At 62.0% G+C, this 16,761-nt stretch carries 15 protein-coding genes; 11 read left to right on the forward strand and 4 right to left on the reverse strand.

Annotated elements, in window-relative coordinates; genetic code table 11:
- The first annotated feature begins 26 nt into the window (after positions 1-26).
- From serS to KBX19_RS09590, 4 genes are read left to right on the forward strand one after another with little or no spacing between them, the layout of a single operon-like run.
- Positions 27-1,280 carry a serine--tRNA ligase gene (gene serS / locus KBX19_RS09575; RefSeq protein ID WP_255995811.1) on the forward strand — a complete coding sequence of 418 codons (1,254 nt, stop codon included), beginning with the start codon at positions 27-29 and terminating at the stop codon, positions 1,278-1,280.
- The gene (locus KBX19_RS09580; protein WP_255995810.1) at positions 1,277-2,104 is read left to right on the forward strand and encodes a 1-acyl-sn-glycerol-3-phosphate acyltransferase; all 828 of its coding nucleotides are present in this window, start codon (positions 1,277-1,279) and stop codon (positions 2,102-2,104) included. Before serS ends, KBX19_RS09580 begins: the two co-directional genes overlap by 4 nt.
- Positions 2,101-2,949: a lysophospholipid acyltransferase family protein gene (locus tag KBX19_RS09585; protein ID WP_255998652.1), complete on the forward strand. Its 849-nt coding sequence runs from the start codon at positions 2,101-2,103 to the stop codon at positions 2,947-2,949. The genes KBX19_RS09580 and KBX19_RS09585 overlap by 4 nt, the downstream gene beginning before the upstream one ends.
- Entirely contained in the window at positions 2,949-3,776 is an 828-nt protein-coding gene (locus KBX19_RS09590; protein ID WP_255995808.1) for an HAD family hydrolase, read from the forward strand. The genes KBX19_RS09585 and KBX19_RS09590 overlap by 1 nt, the downstream gene beginning before the upstream one ends.
- A 190-nt stretch (positions 3,777-3,966) precedes the next feature.
- On the opposite strand, the gene KBX19_RS09595 is transcribed toward KBX19_RS09590, so the two are convergent.
- The gene (locus tag KBX19_RS09595) at positions 3,967-4,662 is read right to left on the reverse strand and encodes a hypothetical protein (protein WP_156774797.1); all 696 of its coding nucleotides are present in this window, start codon (positions 4,660-4,662) and stop codon (positions 3,967-3,969) included.
- 349 nt (positions 4,663-5,011) lie between these two features.
- Here KBX19_RS09595 and glpK point away from each other — a divergent pair, with 349 nt between their 5' ends.
- Positions 5,012-6,508 (forward strand): glycerol kinase GlpK, encoded by a 1,497-nt coding sequence (gene glpK / locus KBX19_RS09600; RefSeq protein ID WP_255998654.1) that lies wholly within the window; start codon positions 5,012-5,014, stop codon positions 6,506-6,508.
- 3 nt (positions 6,509-6,511) lie between these two features.
- Here glpK and KBX19_RS09605 read toward each other — a convergent pair whose 3' ends face one another.
- Positions 6,512-8,623, reverse strand: a complete 2,112-nt coding sequence (locus KBX19_RS09605; protein WP_255998656.1) for an N-acetylmuramoyl-L-alanine amidase — start codon at positions 8,621-8,623, stop codon at positions 6,512-6,514.
- 152 nt (positions 8,624-8,775) lie between these two features.
- Between KBX19_RS09605 and glf the strand changes: the two genes are divergently transcribed.
- Positions 8,776-9,966, forward strand: a complete 1,191-nt coding sequence (gene glf / locus KBX19_RS09610) for a UDP-galactopyranose mutase (RefSeq protein WP_255998658.1) — start codon at positions 8,776-8,778, stop codon at positions 9,964-9,966.
- Here glf and KBX19_RS09615 read toward each other — a convergent pair.
- A complete protein-coding gene (locus KBX19_RS09615; RefSeq protein WP_255998660.1) occupies positions 9,963-10,637 on the reverse strand; it encodes a GAP family protein in 675 nt (224 codons plus the stop codon). The genes glf and KBX19_RS09615 overlap by 4 nt on opposite strands.
- 75 nt (positions 10,638-10,712) lie before the next feature.
- On the opposite strand from KBX19_RS09615, the gene KBX19_RS09620 reads away from it, so the two are divergent.
- The 4 genes from KBX19_RS09620 to KBX19_RS09635 all read left to right on the forward strand — a co-directional run bounded on the left by KBX19_RS09620 (position 10,713) and on the right by KBX19_RS09635 (position 14,546).
- Positions 10,713-11,285 (forward strand): TetR/AcrR family transcriptional regulator, encoded by a 573-nt coding sequence (locus KBX19_RS09620; protein ID WP_255998662.1) that lies wholly within the window; start codon positions 10,713-10,715, stop codon positions 11,283-11,285.
- 23 nt (positions 11,286-11,308) lie between these two features.
- On the forward strand, positions 11,309-11,563 hold the full coding sequence (locus KBX19_RS09625) for a hypothetical protein (protein ID WP_255998664.1): 255 nt from the start codon (positions 11,309-11,311) through the stop codon (positions 11,561-11,563).
- A gap of 101 nt (positions 11,564-11,664) precedes the next feature.
- On the forward strand, positions 11,665-12,885 hold the full coding sequence (locus KBX19_RS09630) for an ATP-binding protein (protein WP_255998666.1): 1,221 nt from the start codon (positions 11,665-11,667) through the stop codon (positions 12,883-12,885).
- Between the two features lie 53 nt (positions 12,886-12,938).
- The gene (locus KBX19_RS09635; protein ID WP_255998668.1) at positions 12,939-14,546 is read left to right on the forward strand and encodes a sodium:proton antiporter; all 1,608 of its coding nucleotides are present in this window, start codon (positions 12,939-12,941) and stop codon (positions 14,544-14,546) included.
- Here KBX19_RS09635 and KBX19_RS09640 read toward each other — a convergent pair.
- The gene (locus KBX19_RS09640; protein ID WP_255998670.1) at positions 14,482-15,636 is read right to left on the reverse strand and encodes a glycosyltransferase family 87 protein; all 1,155 of its coding nucleotides are present in this window, start codon (positions 15,634-15,636) and stop codon (positions 14,482-14,484) included. The genes KBX19_RS09635 and KBX19_RS09640 overlap by 65 nt on opposite strands.
- 401 nt (positions 15,637-16,037) lie before the next feature.
- Between KBX19_RS09640 and KBX19_RS09645 the strand changes: the two genes are divergently transcribed.
- The gene (locus tag KBX19_RS09645) at positions 16,038-16,271 is read left to right on the forward strand and encodes a three-helix bundle dimerization domain-containing protein (RefSeq protein WP_005288070.1); all 234 of its coding nucleotides are present in this window, start codon (positions 16,038-16,040) and stop codon (positions 16,269-16,271) included.
- The last annotated feature ends 490 nt before the right edge of the window (positions 16,272-16,761 follow it).

Genomic DNA, 16,761 nt, shown 5'->3' on the forward strand with positions numbered 1-16,761 from the left:
TCATGCCTGACGGTAGTGTTATAACCGTGATTGATCTGAAGTTTCTGCGTGAAAATCCCGATGTCGTCCGTGCCTCCCAGCACGCCCGCGGTGAGGATCCGGGGCTAGTAGACGCCCTCCTGGCGGCGGATGAGAAGCGTCGCGGAGCGATCGCTACGGCAGATTCCTTGCGGGCGGAGCAGAAAGCCTTTGGCAAGAAGATCGGCCAGGCCTCGCCGGAGGAACGGCCCGCGTTGCTGGAGGGCTCCAACGAGCTGAAGACGAAGGTCAAAGAGGCCGAGGAGGTGCAGAAGACGGCGGAGGAGAACGTCGTCAAGCTGCAATACGCCATCTCCAACGTCATCGAGGGCGCTCCCGCGGGCGGCGAAGAGGACTTCGAGGTGCTCGAGCATGTCGGCGAGCTGCCGGAGTTCGACTTTGAGGTGCAGGACCACCTGGATCTGGGCGAAGCCCTGGGGATCATCGACATGAAGCGCGGCACCAAGGTCGGCGGCGCCCGCTTCTACTACCTCGTCGGCGACGGCGCGTGGATGCAACTCGGCATGCTCATGCTGGCTGCGCAGAAAGCGCGCGAGGCCGGTTTCAAGGTCATGGTGCCGCCGGTACTGGTCCGCCCGGAGATCATGGCGGGCACCGGCTTCCTCGACGCCCATGACGAGGAGATTTATTACCTCGAGCGCGATGACCTCTACCTCGTGGGCACCTCTGAGGTCGCTCTGGCCGGCTACCACCGCGACGAGATCATCGATCTGTCCGATGGGCCGTTGCTGTACGCGGGGTGGTCGAGCTGTTTCCGTCGTGAAGCGGGCTCCTACGGCAAGGACACCAAGGGAATTTTGCGCGTCCACCAGTTCGACAAACTGGAGATGTTCGTTTACTGCAAGCCCGAGGACGCCGAGGAGATGCACCAGAAGCTGCTGGGACTCGAGCGCGAAATGCTCGCGGCGGTTGAGGTGCCGTACCGCATTATCGACGTTGCAGCCGGCGACCTCGGTGCTTCCGCCGCCCGCAAGTTCGACACGGAGGCGTGGGTGCCGTCGCAGGACACCTATCGCGAGCTGACGTCGACGTCGAACTGCACCACCTTCCAGGGCCGCCGCCTGAACACGCGCTACCGCGATGAGAGCGGCAAGACCCAGACCGCGGCGACGCTCAACGGCACGCTGGCCACCACGCGCTGGCTCGTGGCCATCCTGGAGAACAATCAGCAGGCAGACGGATCGGTTGTCGTGCCGGAGGCGTTGCGCCCGTGGGTCGGGAAAGAGGTGCTCACGCCATGACGCTTTTCGACGTCGCAAGCAGCGACTTCACCCCACCCGCCCCGCACCCGAAAGAATCCCGCGAGCGGTTTTATCAGGCCATTATCTCCGGTTTCAAAGGGATCATGCGCGCCCAAGGGCTGCGTTTCACCATCTTCGGCGTGGAGAACAACCCGACCGAGTCGGGCGCCCTGTACGTGATCAACCACACGGGGTTCTACGACTTCATCATTGCCGGCATCGGCCCGCACCTGCAGGGCAAGCGGCTGGTGCGCTTCATGGCGAAGAAAGAGGTCTTCGACATGCGCGTCGTCGGGTCCTTGATGCGCGGGATGAAGCATGTGCCGGTGGACCGTGCGGCGGGTGCGGCGTCGATTAGCGAGGCCACAAAGTGGCTTGCTGACGGCGGACTCGTGGGCATCTTCCCGGAGTCGACGATCTCGCGGTCGTTTGAACTCGCCGAGTTCAAGACGGGTGCCGCGCGCATCGCGCACGAAGCTGGGGTGCCCATGATCCCGACAGTGATTTGGGGCTCGCAGCGCATCCTGACCAAGGACCTGAAGAAGAACCTTGGCCGCTCCAAGACACCGGTGTTCGTCTCCTACGGCGAACCCATCTGGGCGACCGGCAACGCGGAGGAAGACACGCGCCGGGTCAAGGACGCAATGCAGGCGCAGCTCGAAGAACTGCGGGAAAAGTACGCCGAGAAGTACGGGCCGTTCGAGGACGGTCTGGACTGGATGCCGGCCTCCCTTGGCGGCAGTGCCCCGACGCTGGAGGAGGCGAACCAGATCCTGGAGCGCGAGCGGGCCGCCAAGAAAGCTGCACGGGAGGCGAGGAAGTGAACGAGCCTGACTACCGCGTTGAGAACGGGATTTTCTACATCCCGGCCGACGTTCCGGTGGTGCCCATCCAGCCCGGTTGGAAGCGCGAGCGGATGTATCAGGCGATCAGGAACACGATGATCCCTCTGCTTCGTGCGCAGGGAGTGAAGATCTTCGTGCATGGCCTGGAGAACGTTCCGGTTGAGGGGCCGGCACTTGTTGCGACGAACCACATCGGCTACTACGACTTCATCGCCGGCGCTTTGCCGGGCATGCTCCGCGGCCGCCGCCCGACGCGCTACATGGCCAAGAAGGAGCTGTTCGACCACTGGTTGCTCGGCCCGGTCTGCCGCTCTGTGCGCCACATCGAAGTCGACCGGTCCCTCGGCGCGGACAGCATCGTCACCGCCGTTGAGCGGCTTGAAGAGGGCGAGGTCGTGGGCATTTTTCCCGACGGCACGCTCTCGCCGTCTTTCGAACTGTCGGACTTCAAGACCGGTGCCGCCCGCATTGCGCAGCAGTCCGGTGCGCCGCTCATCCCCGTCGCCTCTTGGGGCACGCAGCGCTTCTGGACGAAGGGCCGCAAGCCGAACCTGGGCCGTAACCACTACCCGATTGTCATCAACATCGGCCCCGCTATCTCCACTGATGGCACGGCAGAGGAGGTCACGCAGCGGCTCAAAGACGCAACGCAGGAGCTTCTCGACGTCTCCCGCGCCCAGTACAACGACCGTTTCGGACCTTTCCCGCCCGGCCTGGACTGGATGCCGGCCTCCATGGGCGGCTCCGCGCCGACGTTCGAGGAGGCCCGCGTGATCAAGGAGCAGGAGAAGGCCGAGCGCGCCAGGAAGAGGGGCAAGAAGTAGTGGCACCACGGCTCATCGTCAGCGACATTGACGGCACACTGCTGGACAGCAACGGCCGCGTCAGCCCCCGCCTGCGGGATAAGCTGGCGCGCGCAGTCCGCAGCGGAACGCACGTGTGCTTAGCGACGGGCCGCCCCCACCGCTGGCTCACCCCCGTCCTCGACCAGCTACCGTTCACCCCGTTGAGCGTGTGCGCCAACGGTGCCGTGCTGTACGACCCTGCCCGCGATGAAGTCCTGGCGCGCCACGAACTGCAGCCCGACACCCTGCGCGACATTGCCTCCGCGGTGCAGGAGGTCTTCGGGCCGGCTTCGCCCTCTGAGTACGGTTTCGGCGTCGAGCGTGTCGGATCTTCCGCCTTCGACCCCGAGGACGAATGCTTCCTGATCACCCCCGGGTACAGCCCAGACCTGTGGGACATCGGGTACGGCGTGGTCGACGTCGACGAGCTGACCTCGGTGCCCGCCGCGAAGATCCTTGTCCGGCGCGCTGACATGAATTCCGCCGAGCTTTTCGACGTTGTCGCTCCGCTCATCGACCCTGCCGACGCCCACGTCACCTACTCCATGAACGATGGCTTGATCGAGATCTCCGCCCCCGGCATCAATAAAGCCACCGGCGTGTCCACCCTGGCCGCCCACTACGGCGTGCATCAGAAACAGGTGCTCACTTTCGGCGATATGCCCAACGACATTGAGATGCTCGCCTGGGCCGGCATGGGAGTGGCCATGGCGGATGCGGCCCCGATCGTTCACGATGCCGCTGACTTTGTTACCACCTCGAACGATGACTTCGGGGTGGCCCGGGTGCTGGAGCGGTGGTTCTAGCTCGCTGGAGTCCGGCCAGCCCGACCTGCCCGCCCGCTCGCTGGCGCCTGCCTTGCTGGGCCCTGCCTTGCTGGGCCCTGCCTTGCTGGCCTGGAATACTACTCGAGCATATAAGCTTTTTTGCACGCTTTTGACCTGGTGTTTTCTACGAGCAGTATTCCGGAAACTGCCCAGTAGTATTCCAGCGTCGCTAGGCACCTCTCCGGTAGATGGAGTACTTCCTGTTCTCTTCCGCGCGCACGATCTGCGCAACTCGGTTGGCGAAGATGCCTTCCATGACTGATGTCCAATCTCCCCGCACGATCGGGAAGCCCTCGGCTTGAATGCCGTTCTCTCGCGTCTTCTCCCGGGTAATCACCTTTCGTGGATCCCCGTATATGCCGGAGTATTTTGCTGCCCCGTCCACCTCTGCGACGAGGAATCCGTTGATTAAGAAGTCCACCCGTGAGAGGCATAGTTCCCCATAATCGCCTCGGTAGGCGATCTCTGCCTGAGGTTCGAGCGTGACCACTTCGGGAAGCTGCAGCAACCGATCGCGCGCGACGGTTTCAAGGGGACTTTCGCTGGTGTCGGCGGAATATTCAATGAGTTCACGCAGGTCCTTGGCCCCCTTTGCGCGGGGAAGAGTTTCACACGACTCCAGAAGAAGGGCCTGTGTGAACCTGTCAGGCCACTTGTTCCGCAAAGATTCCAAGGCTACGAGGCATTCGAGTCTCCCGTGGTAGCGCAGTGTATCGAGGAGCATTCTCACTGGCCTCACTACTGCAACCCCGTTGATCTCTCGGATCTCGTGGGGCTTGAGGATGGCACTGCGGTACACAAGCTGCCCTTTCATTTTGGCCCGGGGTTTCGCACCATTGCGGAGGAGGACATCTGTCTTCCTCACCCAAGTCAGAGTGTTCACACCCATAAGGCGCGCAGCCGCAGGACCTGTGACTACCGCTGACCTACAGTGCCGGATTGATTCCCGTATCAGTTCGAGTTCTGCCTGCTTGTCCATGATCCCCCCCGGGTTTCCTGTGTCCATCATGAACCAGCTGGACCTGGCAGCGCAGCATCACCGTGCGCACTGCAGTGAGCATTCAGGCCTTAGAATACTGCTCGAGGTTATAAGCAAGAACGCATCCTTTTGACCTGCAGCTTCGCATGAGCAGTATTCCGGAAAACCGCCAGCAGTATTCCGGCACCGCTAGGCACCGGCGCGACCCCCAACCCCATAAGGTTTAATAGCCCCCATGTACATCGCTGCCATCGACCAGGGGACGACGTCGACACGCTGCTACATCACCACCACCGACGGTGAGGTGGCGGGGACGGCGCAGTTCGAGCATGAGCAGATCATGCCGCGCGAGGGCTGGGTGGAGCACGATCCGCGGGAGATTTGGCGCAATACTCGTCGCGCGCTGTCCGAGGCGCTTGTCGACGCTGACTTGGAGCTCGAAGACATCAGCGCTGTCGGCCTGACGAACCAGCGGGAAACAGCCGTGGTCTGGGACAAAGCCACAGGCAGGCCCGTCTACAACGCGATTGTCTGGCAAGATACCCGCACCGAGCGTGTCGGGGAGGGAGAGAAGGGCCGCTACCTGCGGAAGACGGGCCTGTTGGCTAACTCGTACCCGGCGGGTCCGAAGTGGGCGTGGATCCTGGATAACGTCGAGGGTGCTCGGGAGCGGGCGGAGAAGGGGGAGTTGCTGGCGGGAACCGTCGATACGTGGCTGATTTGGAATCTCACCGGCGGCGCGCGCGGGAAGCGCTCGGTCTTCGGCCGTGGCGGTGCCCAGCATGTGACCGATGTGACGAATGCATCGCGCACGCTGCTCATGGATCTGGAGACCCTCGACTGGGACGACTCGCTCTGTGAAGAGATCGGTGTCCCGCGCAAGATCCTGCCGGAGATCAGGCCGAGCTTCGGTTCATTCGGCACCATGCGCCGGCGCAAGGGCAGCCGCGACGTGCCGATCACGGGTGTGCTCGGCGACCAGCAGGCCGCGTTGTTCGGCCAGGGCTGCCTCGAGCAGGGCGACGCGAAGATGACCTACGGTACTGGGCTGTTCATGCTGCTCAACACCGGTGAAGAGCCGCAGTTTTCGGATCACGGCCTGCTCACAACCGTCGCTTACCAGCAGGACGGCAAGAAGCCGGTCTATGCGCTGGAGGGGTCAGTCGCGGTTGGCGGCTCACTGATCCAGTGGTTGCGCGACCAGATGGGCATCCTGTCTTCCGCCGCCGAGTCGGAGACGCTTGCCAGCCAGGTCGAAGATTCCGCGGGAGTCGTCATCGTTCCGGCGTTTTCCGGCTTGTTCGCCCCGCGGTGGCGCCCGGACGCGCGCGGCGTGATCACCGGCATCACCCGCTACATCGACCGCCGCCACATTGCGCGCGCTGCCCTCGACGCGACCTGCCTGCAAACGCTCGAGGTGGTCAACGCGATGGAGAAAGATTCCGGCATCAGCATCGACGCATTGCGTGTCGACGGCGGCATGACCGCCAACGACCTGCTCATGCAAATGCAAGCCGACATGCTCAATTCCACGGTGGTCCGCCCAGACAATATGGAGACGACAGTCATGGGCGCAGCCAGTGCAGCGGGTTTTGGCGCTGGGCTTATCGACGACCCCTTGAGCCTCGGCGGGGACACCACCTGGGAAAACGAAATGGCCGGCCCCGACCGGGACCGGCTCGTTTCGCAATGGGAGGAAGCGGTTTCCCGCTCCCTGGACTTGGCGCCTTAGCGGTTAGCGCTCGTCGATAGTGACATCCAGCTTGTTGGTCTGCACGTTGTAGGTGATCTTGCCGCGCTCGAAGTCGACGCGGACGTCACCCCCGGAGGCTGCATCGTCGCTCTTGACGGGCTTGCCCAGCGGGCCGAGGTCCATGCCCTGCTTGAGCCAGGCGTCGGCGATCTTCTCGGGCATGACCACGCTGCTGCCGTCGGAGGAGAGCGCCTCGACGCCGTTTTCGAAGAAGGCGTACTCGTCGCCGCCGACACCCTTGACCACTCCGTCGAGCTGGCCGAGGACAGGATCGATCTTGCGCCAGGTGTCCTGAATATCCTCACTGCCGGACATCTCGACGATCTTGCCAATGTGCGGGCGCAGGCTGGACAGCGTCATGCCCGGCAGGACCTCAATGTTGGCCACCTGGGAGATGTCCTTGGGCAGCAGGTCGTTGCCGGCGGCGAACAGGAGCACAGCACCGGCGACAGAGCCCACGGCCGCGGCGATTGCTGCCGGGTCACCACTGAGGATGTCCTCGAAGGAGATGTCGCTGGACAGGTTCGCCGCGTTGTTGATGTTGGTCTCCGTGCCGTTCGAGTCCTTCACCGTGCCGGAGTTGCCGGTGTTTCCGTTGTTGCCGTTGCTCGGCTTCGGCGCGGGCTTCGGTGCCGGTGCAGCGCCGCCGCCCTTGATCTCGTTGTACTTGGTCTTCGCGTGGCTGCGGACAGTACCCAGCTGGGAGTAGAGCATGTCCCCCGGGCAGTCGTTGTAGTGGAAGTCGCGGTGGGCGTTGATGGCCGGGAAGTTCGCGCCGGAACCCTTCGGGAACTTAGTGCCGCGGAAGGAGTAGTCGGAGCGCAGGTAGACGGTGCCGGTCGGGTCGAAGTTCGAGCTTGCGGCCTTCCAACCGATGATGTCGCCCATGGCCTTGAGCCCTTGCGGGGTCGGGGCTGTCTTGGAGTAGTCGCCCATCATGGACACACCCCAGGTGTTGGAGTTGAAGCCGCCGACGTGCGCGCCCTGCGGGCCGCGGTCCAGGCCGCCTGCGCGGCCCTCGTAGATGTTGCCGTACTTGTCCACCACGGCGTTGTAGCCCAGATCCTGCCAGCCCAGGCCCTGGTGGTAGGCCTGCATCGAGCGCATGATGCCCGGTGCCTGAGCTGCGGTGTAGTTGTTGGAGCCAGCAGTGTGGTGCACCGTGACGGCCTTGGTCGGCTCGGTGTAGCTCGTGCCGGTGGCGTTCTTCGCACCCCAGGAGGCGCGGGTGATCACCTTGGGCATACCGTTACTGTTGTACTGGGCCGGGGCGATCGCACCGTCGACAGTGCCTTCACCACCGTCGATGAAGACGGCCTCGAGGTCGCTGGCGGTGGTCACCGGAGCAGCCTCGGCCGGAGCCTCGGCGGGGTCTTCATCGCCGTGCTCTTCGGCGCCTTCTTCGCTGAGCTCCTCGATGTCCGCCACCGGTGCGATGTCACCGTAGTTGGTCGGCAGCGCCGGTGCGTCGCCCATGACAGCGGGGGAGTCGGCGTCGGGCACGTCGGGGAGGTCGACCGGGTCAGAGTCGGGAAGCGCATCGTCAGGAAGCGGAACGTCAGGAATGTCGTCCTGGTCGGTGACTTCGGTTCCGCCAATGTTCAGGTCGCCGTTCTCGATGAGGTCCACGTTGGCCGTGGAAACCTGCACCTTCTTGGTCGGCTCGACGTAGATCGGCTCGGTGCCCTGGTGGGTGGCATCCTCGGGGGTGGACAGCAGGTCCATCGGGTACCACTCGGACCAGGAGCCGTCGGCACGCTCGGCGCGGACGAAGGCGACAATGTCGCGGTCGCCTTCCCACTGTAGGCCGAACACGGAGAACTCCTCGTCGCGGGTGAACTCCTTGACTGTGCGGGCGGCGTCGCCTTCTGCGCCCTGCGTTGCGACGGCTGGGTCGTCGACGACGACATTCTCAGCGTCGGAAAGCGATGCCTGCGAGGTGGTCACCTCGATCTGTACACCGGCGGCATCCTGGGTCTTGAGAATCTCGTTCCCGCCGTAAACACCAGCGGCAACAAGGGCTACGGAGGTGACGGCGGCGATGACCGGCGTCTTCCTGCGGGAAGACGGGTTCAAACGTGTACGTGCTTTCACGGTGATCGCTCCTGAGTTAATTGTGACAGCTGTGACTAATCTAGATCACAACGAAGTTTAAGTGACTCGTGTGACAACTGGTGACATTGTGAATCTTCGGCGTGTCGCGTCTGTCCCTGCCGTTGCGCTCCGGCCCCACTACGCTGGAACGCATGACTTATGACCTCATCGTCGTCGGATCCGGATTCTTCGGCCTCACTATCGCCGAACAGGCAGCGTCTGAGCTGGGAAAGCGCGTGTTAGTCGTCGAAAAGCGTGAACATATCGGCGGCAACGCCTACAGCGAGCCGGAACCGGAAACCGGCATTGAGGTGCACAAATACGGTGCCCACTTGTTCCACACCTCGAACGACCGCGTGTGGGAGTACGTCAACCGTTTCACGGACTTCACGGACTACCAGCACCGCGTCTTCGCCATGCACGACGGCACCGCGTACCAGTTCCCCATGGGCCTGGGCCTGATCAATCAGTTCTTCGGGCGCTACTACTCGCCGGATGAGGCGCGCGAGCTCATTGAGGAACAGCGCGAAGGCTTCGACCCCGCCGCTGCCACGAATCTGGAGGAGCGCGGTATTGCGCTCATCGGCAAGCCGCTTTACGACGCATTTGTCAAGCACTACACCGCCAAACAGTGGCAAACCGACCCCACCGATTTGCCGCCGGAGATCATCTCCCGCCTACCTGTGCGCTACACCTTCAACAACCGCTACTTCAACGACAAGTACGAGGGTCTGCCTGTCGACGGCTACGCCGCCTGGCTCGAAAACATGGCCGCCTCGGAGCTCATCGATGTGCAGTTGAACACCGACTGGTTCGATGTCCGCGAGAAAGTCCGCGCTGAATCGCCGGATGCCCCGGTTGTCTACACCGGCCCGCTGGACCGCTACTTCGACTACGCCGAGGGCCGTCTCGGCTGGCGCACCCTCGACTTCGAGCAGGAAGTGCTGGAAACGGGGGACTTCCAGGGCACCCCGGTGATGAACTACAACGACGCCGATGTCCCCTACACCCGCATCCACGAGTTCCGCCACTTCCACCCGGAGCGGTCCTCCTACCCGGAGGACCGGACGGTGATTGTGAAGGAGTACTCCCGCTTCGCCGAGGACGACGACGAGGTGTACTACCCGATCAACACCCCCGACGACCGCGCCAAACTCGAAGCTTATCGACGTCTCGCTGCCGCTGAATCCCGCGAGAACAAGGTCCTCTTCGGTGGCCGCCTAGGCACCTACCAGTACCTGGACATGCACATGGCGATCGGCGCGGCTCTGTCCGTCTTCGACAACCACGTTCGACCCTACTTCGAGGGCGACAAGGCGATCGACCAGCCGCGCGGGCACTAGCGAATAGCGCCCACGCTGTGGATGACCATGTAGATGCCGACGATGGCTGCGATCCACAGCAGAGTCACCTTGGCCTCGTATTGAAGGCGGGGGATGGCCTTCTCGAGGCGCGGGAAGAACTTCTGCCCCGCCACGAGAGCGATCGCTGCCAGAATCACCGTCGGCGCGACCATGACTCCGCAGTAGGCGGCGATAGCTACTAGCTGTCCTGCCATGGGCGTATCCCAGTCGCTGATGATTCCCATTGCGGCGATGTAAGGAAGCATGGTCGCCGCTTCCGTTAAAGAGGCGCCTAGACCCAAGATGATCATTTTGGGCAGACTGGTCCGGATGGGCTTGTTCAACTGCTTCGGCAGTTCGCCCGGCGCGGGTTTGACCGGGTCGGGACCGAAGATTCCGTAGATGGCCAGAATCGCGCCGAGGATCAGTGTGATCCATGGAAAGACGGGGGTATTGATGATTCGTTCTACGTAGGAACTCAGGCCGGTGAACCCCAGCAACATGGCGACTCCGAGGGCGAAGTACACCGCCGCGACGGTGAGCAGGTACGCAGCGAGTGCCGGTACGCGAACCGACCGCCACATGACGATGAGTGCCAACGGGATGACGAGCGTGCCGATGCTCAAGCTGTCGAGCAGGGCCAAACCAACGAGCGGAATGAGGGAGTGCATAGCGGAGAACCTTCCCTGTCATACGAACGTATTAATCTCTTACGAACGTACGACAGACTAAGCTTGTGTGCAACCATGAATGATTTTTCGCTGGACCATCAGTTCTCGGTATCGTCCGCTACCGTCGCGGATGCGACCATCAGGATCATCGCTTCCCGCGGCCTCGACGCAGTGAGCGTGCGCGAAGTAGCCAAAGAATCTGGTCTCGCTGCGGGCTCCGTGCAGTACCACGCCCCGAACAAGGAGATCCTGCTGGCGCACGCGTTCATTCGCTCCATTCAGCGGCAGACGGCTCGCCTGGAAGAGGCGCCGATCCCCAACGATGTATTCGAGGCCTGGGTTGTCCGGCTCTCTGAGCTACTCCCCCTCGGTGGTGAGCGTCACGAGGACGCAGCGATCTGGGTCACCTACGGCTCAGCGTCAGCAACGCGCGACTGGATAGCGGCCCTTTACAGTCAGGTGCTTCGTGATTTCCAGCAAGCAGTCGTAGCTGAGCTGGGTGACATGGACAACGCCGAGCGCAAAGCACGGCTCATCACCGCGTTGGTGAACGGCCTGACCATCGACAACCTGGGGGCTGACGAAGCGGAGGCAGATCGTGTTGTCGGCGACCTTCGCCAAGGTTTGCGCTTGATCCTCGGCGTCTAGCGCCCTTCACTATCGTCGGGTGCATGGAACCGCAGACTGAAATTTTCGTCCACCACCAGTGCCCTCATTGCGCCAGCGTCATCGAGCAGTTCAACACCGACCCGGCTCAGTTCGGGGATGCCGCTCTCCTCGACATCACCGACATCCGCAACCTCAAGACGTTCCTCGAATACCGCGACACCCTGGCGGGCTACGAAGAGATTACTGAGCAGGGAAAGATCGGTGTGCCGTCGAAGGTCATCGACGGCACAAATGTGGAGTTCTTCGACGAGGTCTAACTGTCCAAAATTTCGAAATGCCAAGTGAAACAGTTTCAGAATGCCAAGTGAAACCGTTTCAGAATGCCAAGTGATCCAATCTACCTGCTACAATGGCGCCCATGAGCGGCAACTATCTTCCCCGTCTGGCTGACGGTGAGTTGGAGAGGGCTCTCCGCCGTCAAGGAGGGGTTTTGATCCAGGGGCCTAAGGGCTGCGGAAAGACTGAAACTGCCAAGCGCCAAGCAATGAGCCTGCTCAACGTTGAGACGGACCCAGCGGTGCTCTTGGCAATGGAAACCGATCCTCGTCTGCTTCTCGAGGGCGAAACACCGCGTCTCATCGATGAGTGGCAGATCGAGCCGCGCTTATGGGATTTCGCCCGTCACGCTATCGACGACCGTCAGGCCAAGGGCCAGTTCATCTTCACCGGGTCGACGGCTCCTGGTGCTGGTGCGACCCGCCACTCAGGGGCTGGGCGTTTTGCGCGGTTGAATATGTCGACGATGACACTTTTCGAATCCGGAGAGTCCGACGGATCCGTCTCTTTGGAAGCTGTCGCAACCGGTGATTCAATTCCTTTCGTCCAACCGACGCTCACCCTGCAACAGTTGGCGGAACGGGTGTGCCGCGGGGGTCTGCCGTACAACGTGGGTCTGCCGCTGGATGAAGCGCTGGAAAACGTGAGGGATTACGTCACCACGGTCGGAGAAGTAGACATCCACACCGTCGACGGAACAAACAGGGATCCCCAGCGGGTCAAGAGGGTTATCCGCTCGTTGGCGCGCGGGATTGGGACAGAGTTGAAGTTGCAGACGATTGCGACCGATGCTGCATCCTCCCGCGAGACGACGCGAGGGTATCTGGACGCGCTGGCGAGCATCTTCGTTGCTGTAGATCAGCCCGCTTGGTTCACGCATCTCCGTTCCAAAGCAACGCTGCGAAAAGCGCCGAAGCGACACCTGGCGGACCCGTCATTCGCAATGGCTGCCTTAGATCGCGGGCCCGAGCATCTTCTTCGTGACAGGGCATACTTCGGCCAACTTTTTGAGTCTTTAGTCGTTCACGAACTGCGAGCGTTCACAGGTCGTGAGGTCTACCACGCCAGGTTGAACACCAAACGTGAAGTCGATGCCATCGCCAACGTTCGAGGTAGGGATGTGCTCGTGGAGGTCAAGTTGGGTTACAGCCCGGAGGTCATCGAGCAAGCCGCCGATTCGTTGAAGCGATTTGCGGACCACTTGGTGGAAGAACCAGCCCTGGTGATTATTACCTCGGGGGGCCGGGCTCTTCGACGAAAGGACGGAGTAGCGGTAGTGCCGATCGGTGCTCTGGGTCCTTAGGCACCTTCATCGAGGTTGAGAGGAATGTCCCACCCCTCCGCTACCATGAGCGCGTGACCATCCTTCTTGCCATCATCGGTCTCCTTCTTGCCACTGCCCTCGTCGCCGCGATCGGTGAGCGCACCGGGCTGCCGTGGTCTGCACTGTTGACCATCGTTGTTGCGCCGGTGCTGTTCATTCCAGGTATTCAGACGGTGAGCCTGGATACAGATCTCATTTTGCCGATCTTCATTCCACCGCTGCTCTGGTCGCTTGCTCGCCGAACGAGCTGGGGCATGATCCGCGCACAAGTGCATGTGGTGCTTGTGATGTCGGTGATGTTGGTCTTTCTCACCATCGCGGCATTGACGGCCACGGCGATGTGGCTCATGCCGGGCATCGGCCTCGCTGCGGCAATGGTGCTGGCTGCGGCGATCGCCCCTCCGGACCCGGTGGCTGTCGACGCGGTGGCGGGTTCGGCGGGCATCCCCAAACGCATCACCGGCACGTTGGAAACTGAGGGCCTGTTCAATGACGCTGCCTCCATCGTCGCGTTCAATGTCGCACTCACCGCGCTCGTCGCAGGTGGGGACGTGGACTTCAGTGAAGGTGCGCTCAAATTCCTCTACTCCGCTGTCGTGGCTGTGATCGTTGGACTGATCGCCGGCCGTTTGGCGGCGCTGTTCGTCAATACTGTCCACGATTCTCTGATCCGCAGAGCGTTCACGTGGGTCTTGCCCTTCGCGATCTTCATCGCGGCAGAGGAAATCCACGCCTCGGGTGTCATCGCGATTGTGATCGCGGCCGTGGAAATGAGCTCCCGCGCGTCGTTCACCGCCGAAGATCGCCTCTCCGGAAACGCTTTCTGGGAGACCATTGAGCTGCTGTTCACCGGTCTCGCATTCGGCCTTATCGGGATGAGCGTGCGCGACGCGATTGACGACGCTGGAACAATGGTGTGGCAAGCCGTCGGCATCGGACTCGTTCTCTCCATCGTTGCCTTCGTGGTGCGTTTCGCCTGCATGTGGGTGCTGTACCAGTTCAAGAAGCGGATGAACCGGACTGACGTGGCACCGTTGCGCATGCAGGAAGTGCTGCTCATGACGTGGGCCGGCATGCGCGGCCTGGTCACCTTGGCGCTCGTGCTGTCCATCCCCGCTGGCACGACCAAGTACCACCACGAGCTCTCTGTCATTGCCCTAAGCGTGCTGACCTTCACCATGGTCATCCCGGGTCTGCTCCTGCCGTGGCTGGTGCGCCAAATGGACCTCGAGAATGGTCCCGACGCGAAGGGCGACCGGGTCAACGCCGAACTCAACCAACGCGCCTACTTGGCTGCACGGCGGGCAATCCAGGAGCATGGCCCGGAGCTCGCGCCGGAGTCTTATGAGATGGTCCAGGTGTGGCTGGGCGAGTTCGCCGAAAGGAGGCAGGTGGATCCGGAGGGGGCGAAGGAACGTCGTCAAGCATTTGCTCGCGCGCGGAAAGCCGCAGCTGATTTGCAACGCATCGCCCTGCAAGCTGCGACTGAAGAGCTGCAGAAAGCGCGCGGCGAGCGGCGCTATAACCCCGCCGACGTCGACGCGGTGCTCGATGAGATCGACCGGCTCGTGATCGCTAGCGAACGTGACGCTCTAGCATCTCCGGGGCAGATGGTCGCGTGGCAAAAGCCCACGCCGTGACGACGAAGGGGAGCGCCAGAAACATCAGCGGCGGCAGCGAGTGCAGGATAAGGCTGTCGAATGGCCACGTCGGATTGGCGAAGATGACCAACATGAGCAGCCACATCGCCGGCCAATGCATGGGGGATTGCGGTCTGGCCACGGTGAGAACCATCGGCAGCAGCCAGATCGAGTAGTAGGTCTGCAGTAAGCCGCTGGCCATGAAGCCACCGGCGAAGCAGACACCAAGCGTGACGAAGGCCCACATGACCTCGTCGACATCTCGCCAGCGCCAGAGCTTGACGACGGCTGCGAGCGTGGCCGCAACAACTAACAGTGTCAGCAGCGTGACTACCCACTCCGGCCAGCCGAACATGCTGCCCAGGCCAGCGACGGAGCCGTTGAAGCGGGGGCGGGGCTCCGATAGATAAGGCACCAGGTTGGTGAAAAACAGCTCTGGCTGTGCAATGGTGAACCAGCCAATAGCGAACAGGACCGCGCAGGTGACCGCGGCGACAACGACCACCGCTGCTTGGAACAGCAGAACCGAGATGATCATCAGCACGCCGAACTGCGGTTTCACAGAGATCGCCAGGCCTGCGACGATGCCCGCCACGTACGCTTCCGGGCGGGTGAAATGCTCTTTCCAGTTGGCCCCGCGCAGGCGCAACGAGCACCAGACGAACACCACCATGAGCAGTAGCAAGAACCCATTGATGTTTGTCAGGGATAACGTCGCGCGAACCGGTTCCGGGGTGAAGAACACGACCGTCACTATGAGTGGGAAGACGTAATGGAAGTGGCGTTTGGCCACCATCCACGTTGCTAACGCCAGTGCCGCGATGATGCACAGTGCGCCAAGGGCCAGCATGACTAACCGGCCAGTGGACTCATCGCTGAAGACGCCGATCGGGGCGATCACCACCGTCCCGGCGGGCGTGTACAGGTAGTGCGGCATGTCGATCGTGTAGTCCGAGTCGAACACCGTCTGCCCAGCAAGATACTTGCGCGCCGCAGTCCACACCGGTGTGAAGTCAGTGCCGGGATTTTGGAAGGGGACGGTCACGGCCGCATGGAGGAGCGCGAACAGCATGGTTGCATACAGAAGCACGGCCCAACGAGGGCCTTCCAGGGCTATGGCCAGGCGGTTTCTGGTCGTTGTCGACACAAAAGGAGACTAACACGGCAACTGCGCCGGGCCGGGGACCTGAAATGCGAATGCCAGGTTAACAAACCGGATTGTTGGGTCGCGTCAAAGTTAACCCATGGTGAACTCGGTTGATGGGGCAACAATGCGCGTCGGCGTGTCGCGCCTTTTATGCTGGTAAACAGCGTGAGAATAGGTTGATATGAACCAAAGCTTGACCCCGACCAACTATCTGCTAAAGTTAACGGCAGGTTAACGCAGAGGGAACGAGAAGTTCACTTTGAACCTCGCCCGAGGAGGTCCCCCTCCACGGGCAGAACACATTCAACTTCATGGCAATCGCAAAAACTTGAAAGGAGGATGCCATGATCGCAATCAAGAACATTTCCCAGGACCTGCACGCCCGCTTCGGCGGTGCCGTCGACGCCGACGTCATCGACGCAGTCTTCGCAATGGCACTGGCTGAGCACATGGACCGTGCAACGGTGACCAAGTGGATCCCGGTTCGCGCAGAGCGCGCCGCTATCGCGGAGCTCACCAAAATCGCTGACGGCACCCTCGACGCCGCTATGTACGCGGACGCCGCGCTTGCTGCATAACCCCCTCTAGCTAACGAAGAGTTAGCACCCGAATGGCCCCGCTTCGGCGGGGCTATTCGGCATTTCTAGGCGGGGGTCGGCTCCACCTCCTGGAAGGTGTCTTGCCTGTTCTGGGTGGGCCGCATTGGGTGGAGGGCGTTCCTGGCCCCTACGCGGCCCCCGCTGGATCCTCATGACCGGTATGCGCTGCGAACTCCCCGGAGTTTGCCGGGGCCCGGTGACGCCAAGTGGGGCCAGAATACTGTTCGCTGTTTTTCGGAATACTGCTCAAGTAAACGTGCAGGTCAAAAACGTGCGGTTTGGTTTATGTGGTCGAGCAGTATTCCGGGGCCTGACGGATTGCACTCCGCATTGCGGAGTCCCTGGGGTTTTGCGGAGGAGGTCCACGCTGCGGCGCCTCTGGGGTTTTAGGAACCGGCTATGCGCCGAGCTCACCTCAACCTGAGATTCCTTACGGAATCCCCCAGCCAACCGCGCGCCAAGAGAGGAG

The organism is Corynebacterium sp. CCUG 71335 (assembly GCF_024454075.1).
Taxonomy (GTDB): Bacteria; Actinomycetota; Actinomycetes; order Mycobacteriales; family Mycobacteriaceae; genus Corynebacterium; species Corynebacterium genitalium.